At 68.5% G+C, this 16,218-nt stretch carries 15 protein-coding genes; 2 read left to right on the forward strand and 13 right to left on the reverse strand.

Annotation, left to right across the window (positions count from 1 at the left end; all coding sequences use genetic code 11):
• Window positions 1-7 precede the first annotated feature (7 nt).
• From ACY34H_RS11880 to ACY34H_RS11930, 11 genes are all read right to left on the reverse strand, one after another.
• Entirely contained in the window at window positions 8-721 is a 714-nt protein-coding gene (locus ACY34H_RS11880; RefSeq protein WP_464977696.1) for a DUF4198 domain-containing protein, read from the reverse strand.
• Between the two features lie 180 nt (window positions 722-901).
• Window positions 902-2,599 carry a PQQ-dependent sugar dehydrogenase gene (locus ACY34H_RS11885; RefSeq protein ID WP_464977697.1) on the reverse strand — a complete coding sequence of 566 codons (1,698 nt, stop codon included), beginning with the start codon at window positions 2,597-2,599 and terminating at the stop codon, window positions 902-904.
• A gap of 101 nt (window positions 2,600-2,700) precedes the next feature.
• Complete coding sequence (locus ACY34H_RS11890) at window positions 2,701-3,333, reverse strand: DUF3299 domain-containing protein (protein WP_464977698.1); 633 nt, start codon at window positions 3,331-3,333, stop codon at window positions 2,701-2,703.
• Window positions 3,330-4,592, reverse strand: a complete 1,263-nt coding sequence (locus ACY34H_RS11895) for an ABC transporter permease (protein ID WP_464977699.1) — start codon at window positions 4,590-4,592, stop codon at window positions 3,330-3,332. Before ACY34H_RS11895 ends, ACY34H_RS11890 begins: the two co-directional genes overlap by 4 nt.
• Window positions 4,589-5,350 carry an ABC transporter ATP-binding protein gene (locus ACY34H_RS11900; RefSeq protein WP_464977700.1) on the reverse strand — a complete coding sequence of 254 codons (762 nt, stop codon included), beginning with the start codon at window positions 5,348-5,350 and terminating at the stop codon, window positions 4,589-4,591. The genes ACY34H_RS11895 and ACY34H_RS11900 overlap by 4 nt, the downstream gene beginning before the upstream one ends.
• Window positions 5,350-5,754, reverse strand: coding sequence for a MerC domain-containing protein (locus tag ACY34H_RS11905; protein ID WP_464977701.1), 405 nt, complete (start codon window positions 5,752-5,754; stop codon window positions 5,350-5,352). The genes ACY34H_RS11900 and ACY34H_RS11905 overlap by 1 nt, the downstream gene beginning before the upstream one ends.
• A 24-nt stretch (window positions 5,755-5,778) precedes the next feature.
• Window positions 5,779-7,881: a TonB-dependent receptor gene (locus ACY34H_RS11910; protein ID WP_464977702.1), complete on the reverse strand. Its 2,103-nt coding sequence runs from the start codon at window positions 7,879-7,881 to the stop codon at window positions 5,779-5,781.
• A gap of 242 nt (window positions 7,882-8,123) precedes the next feature.
• Window positions 8,124-8,966: an undecaprenyl-diphosphate phosphatase gene (locus ACY34H_RS11915; RefSeq protein ID WP_464977703.1), complete on the reverse strand. Its 843-nt coding sequence runs from the start codon at window positions 8,964-8,966 to the stop codon at window positions 8,124-8,126.
• Window positions 8,967-8,985: 19 nt separating this feature from the next.
• Window positions 8,986-9,597, reverse strand: coding sequence for an exopolysaccharide biosynthesis protein (locus ACY34H_RS11920; RefSeq protein ID WP_464977704.1), 612 nt, complete (start codon window positions 9,595-9,597; stop codon window positions 8,986-8,988).
• On the reverse strand, window positions 9,594-11,159 hold the full coding sequence (locus ACY34H_RS11925; RefSeq protein WP_464977705.1) for a TerC family protein: 1,566 nt from the start codon (window positions 11,157-11,159) through the stop codon (window positions 9,594-9,596). The genes ACY34H_RS11920 and ACY34H_RS11925 overlap by 4 nt, the downstream gene beginning before the upstream one ends.
• 121 nt (window positions 11,160-11,280) lie before the next feature.
• The gene (locus tag ACY34H_RS11930) at window positions 11,281-11,592 is read right to left on the reverse strand and encodes a hypothetical protein (protein WP_464977706.1); all 312 of its coding nucleotides are present in this window, start codon (window positions 11,590-11,592) and stop codon (window positions 11,281-11,283) included.
• A gap of 155 nt (window positions 11,593-11,747) precedes the next feature.
• Here ACY34H_RS11930 and arfB point away from each other — a divergent pair, with 155 nt between their 5' ends.
• Window positions 11,748-12,143, forward strand: coding sequence for an alternative ribosome rescue aminoacyl-tRNA hydrolase ArfB (gene arfB, locus ACY34H_RS11935; protein WP_464977820.1), 396 nt, complete (start codon window positions 11,748-11,750; stop codon window positions 12,141-12,143).
• A 61-nt stretch (window positions 12,144-12,204) separates the two neighbouring features.
• Here arfB and ACY34H_RS11940 read toward each other — a convergent pair whose 3' ends face one another.
• The gene (locus ACY34H_RS11940) at window positions 12,205-14,043 is read right to left on the reverse strand and encodes an AI-2E family transporter (protein ID WP_464977707.1); all 1,839 of its coding nucleotides are present in this window, start codon (window positions 14,041-14,043) and stop codon (window positions 12,205-12,207) included.
• 169 nt (window positions 14,044-14,212) lie between these two features.
• Between ACY34H_RS11940 and ACY34H_RS11945 the strand changes: the two genes are divergently transcribed.
• Window positions 14,213-15,070, forward strand: coding sequence for a thioredoxin domain-containing protein (locus ACY34H_RS11945; RefSeq protein ID WP_464977708.1), 858 nt, complete (start codon window positions 14,213-14,215; stop codon window positions 15,068-15,070).
• A 54-nt stretch (window positions 15,071-15,124) separates the two neighbouring features.
• On the opposite strand, the gene ACY34H_RS11950 is transcribed toward ACY34H_RS11945, so the two are convergent.
• Window positions 15,125-15,892: a hypothetical protein gene (locus ACY34H_RS11950; RefSeq protein ID WP_464977709.1), complete on the reverse strand. Its 768-nt coding sequence runs from the start codon at window positions 15,890-15,892 to the stop codon at window positions 15,125-15,127.
• Between the last annotated feature and the right edge of the window lie 326 nt (window positions 15,893-16,218).

Raw genomic sequence — 16,218 nt, forward strand, 5'->3', positions numbered from 1 at the left:
AGCGTTGTCAGTGCGCCGCTTCCGGTGCCATCACCGGGCCGGCCGGCAGCGCGGCCAGTCCCTTCGGCTGGCTGACGGTCAGCGACGTCACGTAGCTGGCGCTGGCATAGGCCTTGCCGGCTCGCTCGCCGCCGGTCTTGTCGGTGTGCTTGGTTTCCAGCACGTACACGCCGCGCCACGGCAGGTCGAACTGCACCGCGCCCTGCTCGTCGGTCGTGGCTTCCCGGGTCCAGCCGCTCGGCACGGTGGCGTTGACGGCCACTTTCGGCAGTGGCTGGCCCTTGTAGAACACCTTGAACTGCCCGGCGGTCCCGGTCGGCACGATGTCGAGCGCCAGCTTCGGCTGCTGGGCCGCGAAGTTCGTCACCAGGCGCGCGGCCGGGATCCACACGTGGGTGCTGACCTTGCCATCCTTGGTGGTCTCCCACGACGGGTAACTGGCTTCCTCGGCCACGACCGATTCGCCGGCGGCCGGCGCGCCGGACAGCACGAAGCCCTTCGCGGTCTTGTCGGCCGTCAGCGCGCGCTCGCCCGCGGCGCCGATCAGCGTGGCGCTCGGGGCCACGAACTTGTCCAGCAGCCCCGGGGTCGTCTCGCGCTGGTTCAGGCCGAACTCGCCGAACTGCAGCTTGACGGTCTTGCCGTCCTGTTCCAGCCAGACATGGTGGGCCTGGGCGGCGGGGGCGGCGAGGATGGCGAGGGAGAGCAGCAGTTTGTTCATGGGGTTTCGGGCGGGGGTTATTGTGGGCAGGTATTGTAATGGGAATCATTCGCATTGGCAAATGAGCCTTTGGCTGGGCAGCGCGATGTTGCAAATGGCGGTTGAGTGGCAGACCCTGCGACGCTGCCGCCATGTCCACATCGGGCTGCACAATCTCGGCTGCAGCCCTTTCGCCAACCGCTACTTCGGCGCCACCCGCCAGATCTCGCCGGTCACGTCGTCGTCCACCAGCAGCGAGCCGTCGTCCTGTACCACCACGGAGGAGGGGCGTCCCCACACTTCCTTGTCGCTGACCACGAAGCCGGTCATGAAGTCCTGGTATTTCCCGGACGGCACACCATCCTTCATGAACACGCGCACCACCTTCGAGCCGGTGCGGGTGGCGCGGTTCCAGGAGCCGTGCAGGGCCAGGAACAGGTCGCCGTCGTATTCCACCGGGAAGCGGGCCTTTGCGGCGGGCGGCGCGGCGTACATGATCATGCCGAGCGGCGCCGAGTGCGCGGTCAGCAGCAGGTCCGGCGCGGTGACCTTGCCTTTCAGGTCGGGGCGGTGCCCTTTCAGGCGCGGCTCCTCGTGGTCGCCAATGTAGTACCACGGCCAGCCGTAGTGGGCGCCGGCCTTCACGCGCGTCAGGTAGTCGGGCGGCAGGTTGTCGCCCAGGAGGTCGCGCTCGTTCACGCTGCACAGCAGGTCGCCCGTGCGCGGGTACAGGTACATGCCGACGCAGTTGCGCAGGCCGGTGGCGAAGGTGCGCCTGTTCTTGCCGTCCGGGTCGAACGCCAGCACCAGCGCGCGGTCGAATTCGGAACCCCACGGTGCGCCCAGGCCATGCTTTTCCTCCCACTGCGCCAGCGGCTCCGGCGGTGTCAGGCCGATCTCCTCGGCCACGTTCGATGCCGATCCGATCGACAGGAACATCGTCTTGCCGTCGGCGGAGAACACCAGCGTGCGCGACGAATGGCTGCCGGTTTCGGCCGTCAGCTTCGGCACCACCACTTCCGGCTCCGCGGTGGCGACCAGGTCGCCGTTCCGGTACGGGAAACGCACGATCGAGTTCACGTTCGCCACGTACAGGTACTGCGGGTTCGGGCCGGCGGGCCAGAAGGCGAAGCCGAACGGCCGGTCCAGCTTAGCGGCGAACACGCTGACCCGGTCGGCCTTTTCGCCGGTGGACGAGCGGAACACCTTGATCAGCCGCTTCGTCGTCGACGAGATGAAGATGTCGCCGTTCGGCGCCTTGGCCATCACCCGGCCGCGGTCCGGATCGGTGGCCCACAGGTTGACGCTGAACTTGTCCGGCACGGCGGGCAGCACGCCCTGCGGGCGCGGCACGGTGCGCGGGTTGTTGCCGGCGCTGGCGCTGGCAAACGGCGGCGGCAGGTCGGCCATGCGCACTTCGTGGATGCGGCCCGGCGCGTCGTCGCTCCAGTGTTCCTCGCCGCGCGTGGCCGCCGTCGCCGCCTGCGCCGGTGCGGTTGCAGCGGCGGCAGACTCCTTGCCCTTCGCGGTGCCGAGCCAGGCAACGAGCGCGGCCCGCTCGCCGGCATCGGGCACGGCGATCGGCATCGTCGTGCCGGGCGCGTAGGCCGCCGGGTCTTTCAGGAACAGGTCGAGCTCCTGCGCCGTCCAGCGTTTGCCCCGGGCGCCGGCGGCTGCCAGCGCCGGCGAATAGCCGAAGCCCGGTACGCCCGCCACCTTGCGGCCGAGCGTGTTGAACAGCGGCGGGCCGGCCAGCGCCGCCATGTCGGGCGTCGCCGTGTGGCAGATCGCGCAGTTGTTCTGGAAGATGCGCTTGCCGTCCGGCGCGGCGGAGGCGGAAGCGGCCAGCAGCAGCCCGGTAGTGGCAATGGCAAGCCTGGTCGCGGTGAACGAATGCATGGGATTTCCCGATTGGTGGTCGATACCGGCATTGTCAACCGGCCGCCGGGACCCTTTCAATCATTCCGATGAGAGAAACGCGGGCGTCACCGGCACGCCGCTCAATGCGGCACCTCGTAGCGCACCACGGCTTCTGCCCGCATGTCGTAGCCGATCGCGTCGATCAGGCCCGCCACGCTGTCGGGGCTGCGGTTGCGCGCAATGCGCAGCGTGCCGCTGACGTGGATCGGATCCATCATGCCGATGCCCGTCACCGGCCGGTCGAGCGTGACGTGGATTACCTGGTTGGCCGGCGGCGGCGGCGCGTGGATGCAGGCGCCGAAGTAAGGCACCAGCAGGAATTCGCCGACGGCGTCGCCCTCGCTGTCCAGCGGGATCATGTAGCCGCCAATGCGGATACGTTCGCCGTCCATCGTCGGTTCCACCGGTGCGTCGGCCCATGCCGCGCGCAGCCGTTCCAGCGCCGCCATCGCCCGGGGATCGTTGTCCTGCAGGCGGGCGATGTCGTCGTTGAAGGTCTTCACCGGTTCCCAGTCCTGCGGTGCCAGCGCAAACCATTCGACGTCCTGCAGCGGCTTGGCGGCCCTTGCGGCAGGAGCCGGGGACGGGGCAGGGGCAGGGATAGTCGCAGGAGGTGCCGGCGGCGCCTGCGTATCGTCGCGCATCCACAGTGCACCGCCCGCGGCGGCGGCGATGCCCGCCAAGATCGCCAGGATTGCCGGTATGCGCTTCATGTCCTGGGCGCCAGTCCATCCGCCAGCGCCAGCCGGTAGGCGCGTACCCCCGGGATGACGCTGGCAATGAGCCCGGCGGCAAGTACGGCGGCAAGCAGCCGCATCTCCCCGATGCCGGGCCGGAAGGCATCGATCGACAGCCCCCAGTGCGCCTGGGCCCATGGCGCCAGCGCCAGCGCCGCCACTTGCAGCAGCGCCATTCCGGCGGCGGCGCCGGCCACGGTCAGCCCCAGGCCTTCGCACAGCAGCAGCAGGAAGATGTGGGCCGGCCGGGCGCCCACCGCGCGCAGTATCGCCAGCTCGCGCCGCCGTTCGTTCAGGCCGGCCAGTACGGCGGCGGCCAGCCCGGCCAGCGCCACCGCCAGCACCAGCGCGGCAATCGCGCGCATCAAGTGCTCGACCGAGCTCGTGATGTCCCACAGCTGGCGCAGCGCCACGCCGGGGATGACCGCGGTCAGCGGTTCCGCCGCATCGCTGCCGATGGCCCGCTGCATGCGCAGCGCGGCGGCGCGCTGCTTCAGGCCGACCAGCACGGCCGTCACCTGTTCGGGGTGCAGGTCGAACTTGTGCACGTCCGCTGCGCCGATCGACAGGCCGGGCACGTGCGCGCCGCCATGCCAGTCCAGGTGGATCGCCGTCATCGCCGGGAGGGCGATGTGCAGCGCGCGGTCCACCGGCGTGCCGGTCGGTGCGAGCACGCCGGCGACCGTGAACGGCTTGTCGTGATGGTGGGATTCGCCCAGGTCGGCGGCGCCGTGGCTCAGGGTCAGCCTGTCGCCGGGCCGGTAGCCGAGGCGGCGTGCCACCTCCGCGCCCAGTACCACGTCGAACAGGGCATCGAAACGGCCGCCGGCCGCGAATGCCAGCGCGCGGCCGCGGCCATGCCGGTAATGATCGAAGTAGGCCGTGGTGGTGCCCACCACGGGAAAGCCGCGGTGCGAGTCGCCCAGCGCGATCGGGATGGTCCACGCCACGGCAGGGTCGGCGGCGATGCGCTGCGCGCTGTGCCAGTCCATGCCGGCAGCGGGTTCGCCGATGTGGAACACGGAGGACAGCAGCAGTTGTATCGGGTGGCTGCGCGGGCCGACGACGAGATCGGTGCCGGCCAGCGCCGTGGAAAAGCCGTCGCGCGCGGCATGGCGCAGGCGTTCGACGCCGAGCAGCAGGGTAACGGACAGCACGATCGAGCCGAACGTCAGCAGCAGGGCGAAACGGCGGCTGCGGGCGCTGTGCCAGGCCAGGCTCAGGATCGCCATCATGCCGGGCGATGCAAGCCGGCCAGCGCGACGCTCCGGTCGAAGCGCGCCGCCAGCCGCAGGTCGTGGCTGACGAACAGCAGGGCCGACGGCGCGGCGCATTCGGACAGCAGCAGGTCCATGAACTGATTCCTGTTGGCGTCGTCGAGCGCGGAAGTCGGCTCGTCCGCCATCACCAGGTCGGGCTGGCCGATCAGCGCCCGCGCCGCGGCCACGCGCTGCTGCTGGCCGACGCTGAGCTGCGCCACCGGCCGCCGGTGCAGCGCCGCGGGCAGTCCGAGCCGGTCCAGCAGGCGCTCCGCCTCGGGCCGCGGTCCGCCGTGCGCCGCGGCGCGCATGCGGCGCGCGCGCGAGAAGCGGCAGGCCAGCAGCACGTTGTCGACCATCGACAGCCACGGCAGCAGGTTGAACTGCTGGAACACGATGCCGATGCGGTCGGCGCGGAAGCGGTCGCGTTCACCCGCCGGCAGCGCGGCGATGTCGGTGCCGGCGATCCGCACCGTGCCGGCCTGCGGCACGGCCACGCCGGCCAGGAGCGCGAGCAGCGTGCTCTTGCCGCAGCCGCTCGGGCCGTGCAGGAACACCCGCTCGCCCGGCGCAATCGCGAAGGAGTCGATGGCCAGGGAATCGGTGCCAGAGGAATCGATGCCAGAGGAATCGACGCCAGGGCGGGGCGCGGCGGCATCCGTCCAGCTGAAACGCACGCCGTCGAGCGCGACAGCCGGCGCCACCGCCGCGCCGGCCCGTGCGGGCGCCGCCATCACCGCCGTGCGCCCGGCGGCAGGCTGGCCGCGCAGCGCCGGCAGCAGATCCGGTTGCGCATGTGCGCGCCGAACAGCAGCAGCGCGCCGGCGACGCTCACCACCGCTTCGGCATCGTGGCCAAAGCGCGGCTCGACGACGAACATGGCGATGGCCAGGCAGGCCAGGCCCGCGCCGCCCAGCAGCGGTACCGCAAGGCGCCGGTGCGCCAGGTAGCCCGGCCCCAGCGACAGCAGCGCGGCAACCACCGCCACGCCCAGCAGCACCTCGTGCACATGCCCGTCGTCGGCCCAGGTCATGGCGGGCAGCAAGGCCAGCAGCACGGGCATGGCCAGGCAGTGGACCATGCACAGGGTGGAGGTGAACAGGCCCGCGGCATCGGCCACGCCGGTCAGTTTGTTCATGGAGTTTCCTTTCGTCGTGGCGGGTCAGAAGAAGTAGCGCAGCGAGCCTTCGAGCTGCGTGCGCGGCACTGTCGACACCAGCAGGCCGGCGGCGGTACCGTAGGCGATATCGCTGGCGAACCTGTGCGGCTGGACGACCAGCGCCAGCGACGCCTGCACTTTTCCGATGTCGTAGCCGGATTTCAGGCTGTAGCGGATGTACGTGGGCATGTCGCGCTGCACCGAGGGGATGCCGGTGTAATACGGGTTGCGGGCGGTCGCGTAGATGTCGCCGTTCAGCGTGACGCGCCCGGCGCCGAGCGCGCTCCGGTACTGCGCGCCGGCCTTCCACGTGTGCGCCGGCACCGACAGCAGCGCGCCGGCGCCGGGTGCCGGATTGTCGAGCCGGGCGCGCAGGATGCGGCCGTAGCTGAGGTACGCGCTGGCGGCGCGGCCGGGCTGCCAGTTGACGTCGATCTCGTAACCCCTGCGCGTGGTCTGGCCGGACGGCAGGAACACGTCCGGCGCGGTGTTGACGATCTCGTCGTCGTTGCGGATGGTGTAGACGGCGCCCGCCACGTTCCAGCCGGCAGCCGGACGGGCCTGGATGCCCAGGTCGTGCGAGCGCACCTTGCTCGGATCGATGCCCGCGTTGATGCGGCCGCCCGGCGCGCCCAGCGGCCCGAGGCTGCCGCTGGCGCTGATCTGCTCGGCGGCCGGCGAACGGAAACCTTCCGCCACGTTGGCGAACACGTCCAGGCCGGGATGCGCGCTCCACAGCAGCCCGACCTTCGGCGTGAATGCCGATCCCCGGTAAGGAGTCGAGGCCGCCGGTAGCTTGCGGTTGACCAGGTCGTACTCGAAGCGGTCGTAGCGCGCGCCGGCATGCAGCTTCAGGGCCGGCAGCACGCGGTACTGGCCTTGCGCGAACGCGCCGTAGGTCAGCAGGTCGAGCTCCTGGTTGTTGATGTAGCTGGCGGTGGGCTGGCGGTCCCGGTACTGGCGGCGCAGCGCATCGCCCTTGTCCGAGCGGGTCTCGACACCGGCGGTCAGCACGGCGGTATCGCCGAATGCCCAGGTCGTGCCGGCCCGGCCGCCAAGGATCGTGCGGTCGTCGTAGCCGAAAGTGTGCAGCGTGGTGCTGGTGGCGATCGCGCGGCTGCGCTGGAAATCCTCGGCATACACGGTGGCGAACCAGCCTGCAGCGCCAGTCGGCTGGCGGTTGAACACCAGCGTCTTGCGGTGGGCGTCGCCGAAGCCGGGCAGGCCGAACTGCGTCGAATGCGGGTCGAGGCCTGCTTCCATCGCCGGCAGCGACAGGTAGCCGGCGCCCGCGTAGTCGGAGCGGTAATAGCTGGCGCGCAGGCTGTAGATGCCGTCGCCGATGGTCGTCGACAGCTTCCAGAACAGGTTCGTGCGGTCGTTGCTGGCGCCGTGGCGGAAACCATTGCTGCGGTAGCGGTCCGCCACCAGCAGCGAGCGCACCGCGCCGTATTCTCCGGACAGCGTCAGCGACGCGCGGCGGCCGCCGTAGCCGGCCAGCGTGATCGCCGCGCTCGACGGCGTGGCGGCGCCGCCTTCGCGGGTGGCGATGGCGATCGAACCGGCGCGGTTCTGGTCGCCGTACAGTGCCGAGACCGGGCCCTTGATGACGGCGACGCTGTCGATCATGTCCGCCGTCATCCATTCCAGGAACGCCGGTCCATGGCCCGCGCCGCCCTGGCTGGACGGGATGTTCTGGGGCACACCGTCGATGTAGATGGCGGTATCGGCGCCGTGCGTGCCCTGGGTGGCGAAGCCGCGCATGCGGAAGCCGTTGCCGGTGTCGCCCTGGTCGATGTTGTTGGCCACCACGCCGGGAATGCGCTGGAAGATGTTGGAGATGTCGCGGCCGACGGCCAGCGTGGCGATGTCGTCGGCGGTGATCGTGTTCACGGTGCCGGGCAGCGCGCCAGGCGCCACGGACGGTGCGGTACGTTCTTCTTCCACCTTGCTGCCGCGGATTTCCACGACCTGCGACGGTGCCTCGCCGGCCGGTTCACCCGCGGCGCGGGCGATGCCGTGAATCGCGCAGGCGATGAAGACGGCGCGCGGCAGCGCACGGACGGGCGGGGCGGGAGGGACGGCGCGGCGTGGCAGGGAAAGCAAGATCGAGCTCCAGGCAAAGGCGAAAGGACTGAACTATACGATAATGAGAATGCATTATCAAGTGAGTCAAGCCAAAAACCGGGTCGGTCCCCTTGGTTGAAGCCGGTGGCCGGGGCAGCAGTCAAGGACTGGCGGGGACAGACCCCTGAGGCGCCGCTGCCATGTGCGGCTTCATGTTGTGGTCGTGAAAAGCAAACGGCGGCCGAAGCCGCCGTTTGCTGGTCACCGCGGCATGCCTGCCGTCAGATCGGTGCGATGCGCCCGGTGCCCAGCAATGCGAGCAGCACGATGCCCAGCATGATCCGGTAGATCACGAACGGCATGAAACCGCGGCTGCTGACGATTTTCAGGAAGCCGACGATGACCGCGTAGCCGACGAAGAAGGCCACCACGGTTGCCAGCGCGGTCGGGCCGGGTGCCACCGGGCCGGCCACGCCCCAGCTTTTCACCAGCTGGTAGCCGCCGGACGCCATCACGGCCGGAATCGCCAGCAGGAAGGAGTAGCGTGCGGCGGCCTCGCGCGAATAGCCCATCAGCAGGCCGGCCGTGATGGTGCCGCCCGAGCGGGACACGCCCGGGATCAGCGCCATCGCCTGGGCGAAGCCGAAGACGATGCCGTCGCGCCAGGTCATCTGGCCCAGCGACAGCCGCTGCTTGCCGAAGCGGTCGGCAAAGCCCAGCAGGACGCCGAAGGCGATCAGCATGGTGGCGGTCAGGTACAGGTTGCGCAGGTAGGTTTCGATGGCGTCCTGCAGCAGCAGCCCGAGCACGCCGATGGGGATCGAGCCGACGATGATCAGCCAGCCCAGGCGCACGTCCGGGTCCTTGCGCAGGGAGGGATCGGACAGGCCGCGCAGCCAGGCCGCGGCGATGCGGGCGATGTCGTGGCGGAAGTAGATCAGCACGGCGAGCTCGGTGCCGATCTGCGTGATGGCGGTGAAGGCGGCGCCCGGGTCCATGCCGGAGGGCAGGAACGGGCCGATGATGCGCAGGTGCGCGCTGGAGGAAATGGGGAGGAATTCGGTCAATCCCTGGACCAGTCCCAGCAAGGCGGCTTCCAGCCATCCGATCGATGTTGCGGTCATGCGTGTTTATCCTGAAATGTCAAAAAGTCATCATGATATACAACAATGCCTTCATTGCAGCAAATACAACACCTGAAACGAGCACGGCCGACGCGGCGGCGGTCGCCAGCCCGGCCACGATCCACACGCCATCGCGCTCCAGCACGCCGAGCGCCAGCATGCTGATCGCCAGCGACGGCAGCATGTTGCCCAGTGGGATCGGCAGCAGCACCACGATGGCGAGCAGCAGGCAGATCACGCCCACCACGTATTCCATCGGCGGCAGCGCCCACGCACTGCCGCGCGGGCGCAGCATGCGTTCGGCGCGCAGCAGCCATGGCCGGATGCGGCCGATCAGCGCCTGGAAATCGGTGCGCGCGATCGAGCGCGTGGCGATGAAGGCCGGCAGCCAGGGCTTGCGCGCGAACGCCAGCTGGGCGGCCAGGATCACCAGCGGCGCGCCGAGGATCGCCGAGGTGCCGGGCAGCGTCGGCAGTACGTTGGGGCACGCGAACACGAACAGCAGCGCGGCCAGCGCGCGGTCGGCCAGCGCCGTCAGCAGGTCGCCGATCGAGATGCGTTCGCGCGTGCCGTCCTCGGCGAGCTGCTGCAGTACTTCCGACAGGGCGGGGCCACCCGCTTGCTTGCTCATGGGATAGCCTCGCCCGGGGTATCGGCAACGATGCGGCACACCAGCACCTTGGCGATGCGCCGTTCCTCGACGGCGAGGATTTCATAGCGCAGGCCATCGAGTTCGAGCACCTGGCCCGTTTCGGGGAAGCTCTCGAAGTGTGCCAGCAGGAAGCCGGCCAGCGACGTGTAGTCGGTATCGTCACTGACCAGCGTATCGGTTTCCAGCACCTGTTCGAGCAGGTGCAGGTCGGCCGCGCCGTCGACTTCCCATACACCGGGCGCCTTCGGCTGGATGGTCAGTTCCTCGTCCTCGTCGGGGAATTCGCCGGCGATGGCTTCCAGGATGTCGACTGGCGTCAGCAGGCCCTGCACGACGCCGTATTCGTCCGTTACCAGCACGACCTGGCCGTGCGAGCGCTTCAGCGTCTCCATCGCCTTCAGCACGCCGGCGGTATCGGGCAGCACGATCGGCGTGCGCATGCGGCCGCCGGAGTCGTCGATCGGACGGTGCTGCAGCAGGTCGCCGATCAGGTCCTTGGTGCGGGCAATGCCCAGCACGTTGTCCAGCTGGCCCCGGCACACCGGCATCAGGCTGTGCGGCGTTTCCTGAAGTTGGTGCAGGATCGTGCCGGCGTCATCGTCGAGGTTGACCCACGACATTTCCGAGCGCGGCGTCATGATCGAACGCACCGAGCGGTCGCCCAGGGTCAGCACGCCGCTGACCATATTGCGCTCCTCCACGGCAAACGCGTCACGTTCCACGGGCCGGGCGTCCTGCGTGTCGTCCGCGGTTTCGGTGCGCTTGCGGCCACCCATCAGGCGCAGCACGGTGTCGGCCGTGCGGTCGCGGAACGGCACGCGCGCCTGGCTTTTCAGGAAATTGCGGCGCGCGAACTGGTTCAGCGTCTCGATCACGATCGAGAAGCCGATGGCCGCGTACAGGTAACCCTTCGGGATATGGAAGCCCAGGCCTTCGGCCACCAGCGACAGGCCGATCATCAGCAGGAACGACAGGCACAGCACGACCACGGTCGGATGCGCGTTGACGAAGCGCGTCAGCGGCTTCGATGCCAGGATCATCACGCCGATCGAGATGATGACGGCGGCCATCATCACGCCCAGCTCGTCGACCATGCCGACGGCCGTGATCACGGCATCGAGCGAGAACACGGCATCGAGCACGACGATCTGCGCCACCACGGCGCCGAAGCCGGCATACACCTTCGACCCGGTCGGCGCATGGGTGACACCTTCGAGCCGCTCATGCAGTTCGATGGTGGCCTTGAACAGCAGGAACACGCCGCCGGCCAGCAGGATCAGGTCGCGGCCGGAGAAGCCCTGGCCCGCCACGAAAAACAGCGGCGTGGTCAGCGTGACCAGCCAGGAGACGATCGTCAGCAGGCCAAGGCGCATCAGCATCGCCAGCGACAGGCCGATCAGCCGCGCCTTGTCGCGCTGGTGGGGCGGCAGCTTGTCCGCCAGGATCGCGATGAAAATCAGGTTGTCGATGCCCAGGACGATTTCCAGGACGACAAGCGTCAGCAAACCCGCCCAGATTGCCGGGTCGAAGAGCCATTCCATTTGATAAAACCTCGTTAAGACAACAGTACTTCTTGAAGGAAAAACAGGAGAGTGCGGGGGGCCGCGCGCCGGCAAGCGCAGGCGAACGCAGGCGAACGCCAACCGGTACGGCGCTGCCGTATCAGGCTGCGGGAGGCGGTTTTATCGGCGGCAGGGGATCGCGCCCGCGCCGGGACGGCACGAACGAGGAGACCGAAGCATCGGGTGGCGCGGTGTACGGCAGCGGTGCGGCGGCGTGCACGGTGTCATGGAAATCCATGCCGGCGGGCGGTTCGTCCGGATCGATGTCGCACACGGCTTCACCGGCCTGGCTGTCGATCGACAGGACCAATGCCTCGATGGGCGCCGGCGCATGAGCGGCGACGGACATCGACAGCGCGAGGACATTCAGGGGGAACAGCAGGGCAAGGAAGATGACGAATAATCGTCTCATAAACATAACGTTACACGGAACGCGGCAAGTGTACCACGCCTCGGGGCGCGCGGCCGTCCGTGTTGGGGCAGCGCAGGGGGCCGGGCATCACGTTCATGGATTACGCTATCATGCGCGTCGCGGCCGGTGCGGCCGGTCAGGTTCAGCGAGGCGGCATGGCGGTCATCAATCCCAGTGAAGTAGAGTTCAACGCCATCCGTGCCCAGGGGCCGGGCGGGCAGAACGTCAACAAGGTGTCGTGCGCGGTGCATGCGCGGTTCGACATCGCAGCTTCGTCGCTGCCGGCGCGCGTGAAGGAACGCCTGCTGGCCATGCGCGACGCGCGCATCACCCAGGAGGGCGTGCTGGTGATCAAGGCGCAGGCATCGCGCAGCCTGGAACAGAACAAGGAAGAGGCGCTGCGCCGCATCCAGGAGCTGGTCGACGCGGCGGCGCACGTTCCGGTTGTGCGCCGCGCCACGAAGCCGACCCGCGGCTCGCAGGTGCGGCGGGTCGATGCCAAGGTGCGCAGCGGGAAGATCAAGGCGCTGCGGGGCAAGGTCGCCGACTGAGCTGCGAACCCCATGCCTTGCCGGCCCCATGCCTTGACCGGCGTTATGCCTCGGCCGGCGCCTATGCCTTGGCCGGCTTCGATGCCTTTACTGGCGCCACGAACGCCAGCGCTTCCTCGAACGATTGCAGCACCATGTCGACCCGCTCGGCCACCAGCGCGGCATCGGCCTGGCCGTCCTCGCGCGGCCGGATCGTTACCAGCGGCACGTCGGGCAGGGTGTCGCGCAGCGCGGCGACGGCTTCGCACCATGGCCCGAACGCGGTATCGATCGGATAGACGACGAACACGGTCGACACGAGATGCTCGGCATCGGGCCGCGTTTCGCCGTCGTCCTCTTCGTCCAGCATGATGCTGCGCGCATCGATGCCGGCTTCGCGCAGCGCCAGCACCAGCAGCTCGCTGCGGAATTCCTCGCGGATGTTGGCGAATCCCACGCTGAGCACGATCGAGCGGGCCGGCACGTCGAGCGAACCCTGCCAGCGCCCCAGGCGCTCTTCGCGCAGGTGGCGCAGGTGGGCGCCGATGCTTTCGTTGAGCATCGAGACGTTCATGCGGCGCGCCCGCCCGGTGTGCTTGCCGGCGGCCAGCGTGTCGGCCACCAGCGCGATGGTGGCGCGCAGGCGCTCTTCCTGCACCTTGTCGGTCACGCCGCCGCGCAGGTCGCCGATGGCCAGCGCCAGGCCGGGCAGCATGACCTGGTCGCAGTAGCGCGCCAGCGTGGACTTGCGCAGGAACACGCGGGCATCGCCGATGATCGCGGCCGCGTCGCCGGACAGCGCGCGGTGGAAGAAGCGCTGCGCCGCGCTGGCGTCGGGCGCCTCGGCCAGCAGGATGGTCACCGGCTCCAGGCCCTTGATGTAGCGGCCCGCCACCACCAGGCACAGCGTCAGCGGCGTCGACAGCAGCAGGCCCACCGGCCCCCACACCGCGCTCCAGAACAGCGCCGACACGATCACCGCCAGCGGCGACATGCCCGAGCTGTGCCCGTAGACGCGCGGTTCGATCACGTTCGCCAGCACCACTTCCAGCGCCACGAACAGCGCCAGCGCCAGCAGCGCGAGCGACCAGCCCGGATCGACCGCGGCGGCGAACAGCGCGATCGCTCCGCCGGCGATCAGCGCGCCGATGTAGGGCACGAAGCGCAGCACCGCACACAGGGCTGCCCACAGCACCGCATGGGGAATCCCCAGCAGCCACAAAATCACGCCGATGACGGCGCCGAACACGATATTGACGATGAACTGGGAAAAGAAGAAGCGCGAGACGCCGTGCGCCGCATCCTCCAGCCCCTTCAGCGTGCGGCTCACCTCGCGCTGCCCGGCCAGGCGCACCAGCCGGTCGCGCAGGTTTTCCTGGTCGAGCAGGATGAATACCAGCAGCACCAGCACGAGGCCGACGGTGCCGAGCGGGCCGGAAACGACGCCGATGGCGCGGGTCAGCGAATCCTGCGTGGACGTCGGCTCCCGGATCACCACCGGTACCGGCTGCGTCGCGCCGCGGCGCGCGCGCAGCGAGGTGCCGGTCGCCGGCGCGGCCGGCTCGCCCTCCAGCAGTTCGGTCGGCAGCCGGGACAGCGGCCGCTCGGTCAGTACCTGCACTTCCTTCAGCTTGGCGCGGATCTCCGCCCGGTACTGGGGCAGGTCGGCCGTCAGCGCGTACAGCTGGGCGACCAGCACCACGGCCGCTCCCGCCAGCGCCGAAATCGCCACCACCAGCGCGGCAAACGTGGCGATGGTGCGGGGGATGCCCAGCGAGCCGATGGCGCGGATCAGCGGCGCCAGCGCCAGGCTGAGCACCAGTGCCAGCGTGATCGGTTGCAGCACTTCGCGGCCGAAATGCAGCAGGGCGATCGCGCAGGTGACGGTCAGGAGAAAGTTGGAAGGGCGTTTCGGAAACATGAAGAACCGGCGTGATTGACGATCCGGCCGCTGCCGGGCAGCCGAACGGACGAGTTGGACATTGCCGGATGATAGTGCACTTCGGCGGTTTGAAGCGCGGATGTGCACCGTGCGGCAACATTATATAATTGTTATATTTATAACATTTACTTGCAAAGGGGGAGTCACGATGAAAGCATGGCTAACAGCTGCCGCGTGGGCCGGTGCATGGATGCCGCCCGTTGCTGCGGCATTGCTGTCCGGCGCCGCCGGCGCTGCCGGAGCCGCAGCGGTCAAGGAGCTGAAGCCGTCGGAGGTGGCTGCCTTTGTGGCCCGCCACGACCTTGCGATCGTGCAGGTGACGTCGCCTGACAGGAAGTGCGGTTATTGCATCGGCGCCGACAAGAAGTTCGACACGATCGCCGCGGCAGCCGGCGGCCGCAAGTTCGCGTTTGCCCGGGTACAGCACTCGCCATGGCGCGCCATGCCCGACTGGGGGCAGCTGATGTCGGTGTGGGGCGTGCCGGGCCACGCGGTTTTCCGCGACGGCAAGCAGGTCGGGCAGGTCGAGATGGCCCGCGACCGGGAATATGTCAGCATGTTCTACGATAAGGTCGATACCGTGCTGGCCGGGCCACCGAGGGAGCCGGTGCCTGTCGCCGCAGCGGCGCAGCCAGCCCCGGGGCCGCAGCCAGCCCCCGGGCCGCAGCCAGCTCCCGAGCCGATGGACGCGGCGGAAGCCGCCGACCTGCGCCTGATGGTGCGGCGCGACCTGCTGCTGGCCGCGATGAACGAATGCGGCAAGCGGTTCCCCGCCGGCGCGGACAAGTACGGCGCGGCCGTGAAAAGCTGGGAAGCATCGCGCAAGGAGGCGCTGAACCGTGGCGCAATGCTGTTCCTCCGCGGCCGCGGCGACCCGAAGCAGTTCGCCGGCGAGGAAGTCGAGGCACTGAAGCAGTGGATGGCCGGCCTGGGCATCGGCATGCAGAAAAAGGCCGAGCCGGCCGATTGCGACCGCATGGTGGGGGCGATGGCGGCGCTGAAGTAGTGGGCTAGTTAGTGGGCTAGTTAGTGGGCTAGTATAGTGGGCTGGTGTAGTGGGCTAGTACTCGCGCCGATCCAGCGGCGCGTTCGGGTCGCGCCGGTCGGCAACGTTCCCGCGCCGTCCTTCCGTGTACCCGGAAGACAGGACATGGCTGGCGAGCCGGCCATGACGGACTGGAAGCGGGTTGCCGAATCCGTCATCTTCCGGTTCCTCGGCGCTGTCGTGCGGTATGGCCGCGTGCGGTATGGGCGCGTGCGCCATGGTTGCGTGCGCCGTGGTTGCGTGCGCCATGGCCGCGGGCGGGGTGCCGGCGGACGGTGTGCCGATGTGCGGTCTGCCAGCGGGCGCCGGTGCAGCCGGCTGCGTGGGCGGCGGGATGTTGTGTGCCCCGGCCAGTTTCGCCGCCGCTGCGATCTCGCGCCGCCGCACGCTGGCCAGCTTCCATGACTTTTCGCCGGGCATCAGCACATTGATCTCGACCCATGCATTGCGCACGGTATCCGAACAGGCCGCCACGAACTGGTTGGGTGACACCGATTGCCCTTTGAACATCAGCCTATCGCCGATGACCTCGGCATATCCATGCTCGGAACGGCACCATACCCGCAGCCGAGTGCCTTCAGGCAGGAACAGGCTTTTCCACTGATAGCCGCGCAGCACGGGAAGGGCGGGGCGCTCGGCTTCCATGCGACGACTCTCCAGCCAGGCATGAATCGCCTCGTCCGCGAGCTCGTCCGGTGTCAGCGGAGCGTGCGATTGCTCGATGAACTGCAATAGCGCGAGCATGGTGTGTGGTGCTACCGGCAGGGCCACTAATGGAATCATTCTGAATCTCCTCGCTGGAACAGGCTGCATCGCCCTGTATTTCTCTGAAAAGTGACGTAATTCATCGCTTACTACTCAATTGGACAGTTTCAGGGAAAAATAGTTCGAAACAGGGCAGTTCAGCGATGCGGTTCAGATGTTCTCCATAAGGGAACGGCAGGGGCGAACCAGGCCATGTATCGGCCGCGCCACATACCCGCGCGGGCGCGCACAGCGCTCAAATTGTTCTGGACAGTTGGTCACTGCCACCCATTGTCTGATATAATTTCCCTATGCAATTATTGTTTTTATAAAGCAATAATCAGCCTCTCTTCCCAGCCCGGCAA

The sequence above is a fragment of the Pseudoduganella sp. jia 9 genome, from assembly GCF_055502615.1.